This is a genomic window from Novosphingobium sp. CCH12-A3 (genome assembly GCF_001556015.1).
Classification (GTDB): domain Bacteria; phylum Pseudomonadota; class Alphaproteobacteria; order Sphingomonadales; family Sphingomonadaceae; genus Novosphingobium; species Novosphingobium subterraneum.
In genome coordinates this window covers 1-3,093 of the sequence record NZ_LSIA01000156.1, presented here as the reverse complement: position 1 = coordinate 3,093, position 3,093 = coordinate 1, and the positions used below count along the sequence as shown (strand labels likewise).

Here is a 3,093-nt window from a genome sequence, read left to right as displayed (position 1 = left end):
GCCTCGCGCACCGTCGGCCGGCTCACCTCGTAGCGCAGCGCAAAGTCGCGCTCGGCCGGCAGGCGGCTGCCCACCGGACCACAGGCGAACTGGTCATGGACGAAGTCCAGGCTCCAGCGAGCATTGGGCCGCGCTTCCACAAGGATCGGAGCCCGTGTACCAACCGCCCTGCGCCGTGCCCGACGCTTGCGAACGCCAAGACCTTCCTCTCGATAGAGCCGGTAGACACGGTTAATGCCCGAAGGCTCACCTTCCCGCCGCAGCAGGATGTGCAGCCGACGGTAGCCGAACCGGCGCCGTTCATTGGCAAGCTCACGCAAGCGGGCGCGCAACTCCGTCTCCGGCGGGCGCCGGGACCGGTAGCGAACGCTCTTGCGATCAGCATCTATCACGCGACACGCCCGCCGCTCGCTCATCCCGTGATGATCCCGAAGATGAGTAACCGCTACCCGATGTGCGACGGGCGTCACCATTTTTTTGTGAGAAGATCCTTCAGCGCCGCGTTGTCCAGCATGGCGTCCGCCAGAAGGCGCTTCAGCTTCGCATTCTCGTCCTCCAGCGAACGCAGCCGCTTCGCCTCGGACACGTCCATGCCGCCATACTTGGCCTTCCAGTTGTAGATCGTTGCCTCGGATATGCCGTGCCGCCGAGCAAGATCGCCGGTGTTCGCGCCGGCCTCTGCTTCCTTCAACACCCCGATGATCTGCTCTTCCGTAAACCTCTTGCGCTTCATCTCGTCCGTCCTCGTCTGGGCCGGACTCTAATCGCAACTGGAGGAAATTACCCGTGGCAGGTCACATTAAGAATCGATCACGTCAAAATTGAGCGCGAACGACCGGGTTCGGGGCGCCAGCTGTCCGAGGCCTGGCCAAGCTTTGCTAGGCGCGGGGGGAGTCAATACCTAGACCGCAAGGCGCTTTCGATGCTTGTCGATTGCGGCCACGACTTCTCCCGAAAAGGGCAGATGCGCCTTTTCTTGATCCCAAAGCGCGTCAAATTGCTCGACGGTCTCTTTCGCCGTCGAGACGACAAGGTGTGAGGGCAACCGCGCCTTATCCGCGATTGTTTCCAGTTCGCGGTAGGTGAACGACTCCCATTCGCGCGAGCGATGGAATTTGAGAGCGGAATCTTCCTCGGGGATATAGGCAACCGTCGATAGGAGGTCGTAAGCGGGGGCGAGGATTGGTCGGCGCTTGTCGGGATAGATCAGCGACCAGTTTTTCAGGTGCATGTCACCATTGCCGATCAGCACGGAATAGGTGAGGCGGCGGACAAACTCGACGGCGCTTGCCTCGTCTGTCTCGAGGGCGAGCACAGACAAGATTTGGCGGTAGCTGGCATTCTCATACTTATCGTCGGGGTACACGCCATAGACCTGGGCAAAGTCCTCGACGTGAATTGCGCCTTCCTCGCTACGATCGAAGCGGCGTATGGCGTAGGCTGACGCCCCGTATCGGGTGATCCCGTCGGGCAATCCTTCAATCGTATCGAGCGGCATGAGATCGATGCCAGGGACATCGATCCCGAGCTTGGAGGCCAAGCTCATGGCGGCGTACTCGTTTTCCGGTACGTCGGGGTGACGGGCTGATGGGAGTTTTACGATCCAGTCGCCGCCTGTGCCGCTTACCGGAATGGTGAGTCCACCATTTTTGCCTCGGGTCTTCAAGGCCGAGAATTTGAGCTGAACGCCTGCAAGGGAGAAACGCAGGGCATGCTTGGCCTGCCCTGCGACACCGTCATTTTCGGAATCCTCGGGCGGGGCATCGCGTGCCTCAACGGGAACGGCTTTGACGGCTCCTGGCAAGTCACCGCCGAGTTGGGCGAGCAGCGGGTATTCGCGAATAGCTTTGACCCCAGCGCGCCGCGCCAAATAATCGCGCAGCGTACCCTCGGGCAGGAGGTTGGAGAAGAACGGCTCTATCTTGGTCTGGTAAGCGCGCGGCGCGTTGACGATGCCGCCATAAGGGTCGCGGTAGGCGAGCGAGAGCGTCGAACGATCCTCATCTGCGAGGTAAACCTCGTCAAACGTGAAGATGCTGCGATCCCCATCGAGACGGGCAAGCGTCCCGATGCGGCGGTCATACAGGAGTATGTCGAGAGCGAATGCGTCAATCATTCGTCATCCTCCTCCAGCCGATAGGCAGGAAGCTGACGCCGTGTCTCTATGAGCGGTGTGTGCACCTGAATGTTGCGGAAGTGCCTAAGCGATGAAGTCGCCTCCTCAAGCTGCTTGGCCAGCTTGGATGCAGCGCCCTGAGCTTCGACCAGGGATTTGAGACGCTTTGCAGGTTGCAAAGCTTCGTCCAGAGCCTTCAGTTGAGCGGCATCGAATTGCAGCTTTAGAATGTTCCGGATCGCGTTCTGAAAGCCCTCGATCTGCGAAAGATCGGGAAAGCTACCTTTGATGCGCTCGGCAAGCTGCGCTTGCTCGTTGAGCAAGTTCAGGGCCCGACTGGTTTCGACAGTCGTGCCGTGGGCGCGAACAGCGCCCTCCACAGCGGGCAAAGCCTTGCGGGGGACAAGCTTGACCTCAAGGTCGAGCGCGCGCGCGATTTCGACAAGGCTTGAGAGCTGGAGGTCAACTGCGCCCTTCTCTATCTTGGAGATATGGCTTTGAGGCAGGCCAACGCGCTGCCCCAGTTCCTTCTGGGTCATTGCCTTTGCCTGCCGTGCCGCACGAACGCTGGCGGCTATCTCGTCAATTCCTGCTCTCATTTATCTGCTTTTGCATATACCGGACTAAAAATATATAATTTTGCATATCATGCTCTAGGAGTTTCGTCAAGATTCATATGTTTTTGCATATATTCTTCATATTTAATCTGTAATTGCATATATAGAATGGCGAATTTGCAGGGCTACTGCCGTGGCCTAAGCCCGCCAGCTTCCTCCAGATTTGGGTGGAATTTGGCCCAGGCAGGAAGGGTGGCCACGACCTGGACCAAAGGAGACTTACATGCAGCACCTCTGGAGCCGTGAATGGCCGCCATGTTGGCGGCTGCGGTCGGCACGTCGAGCGGAGGTAGGACTGGCGGGTCCCGACCAAAGCACGAACCCGCTCCGCGGGAGAGTCGCTTGGGGTGCCGTAGCGTA

At 59.3% G+C, this 3,093-nt stretch carries 2 protein-coding genes and 1 pseudogene; all 3 read right to left on the bottom strand.

The window, feature by feature from the left end; genetic code table 11:
• Positions 1–77: 77 nt before the first annotated feature.
• Positions 78–733: pseudogene (locus tag AX703_RS28365) on the bottom strand (transposase); the annotation flags it as partial.
• A gap of 168 nt (positions 734–901) precedes the next feature.
• Positions 902–2,116: a type II toxin-antitoxin system HipA family toxin gene (locus tag AX703_RS12175; RefSeq protein ID WP_062344369.1), complete on the bottom strand. Its 1,215-nt coding sequence runs from the start codon at positions 2,114–2,116 to the stop codon at positions 902–904.
• On the bottom strand, positions 2,113–2,715 hold the full coding sequence (locus AX703_RS12170; protein WP_062344367.1) for a helix-turn-helix domain-containing protein: 603 nt from the start codon (positions 2,713–2,715) through the stop codon (positions 2,113–2,115). The genes AX703_RS12175 and AX703_RS12170 overlap by 4 nt, the downstream gene beginning before the upstream one ends.
• Between the last annotated feature and the right edge of the window lie 378 nt (positions 2,716–3,093).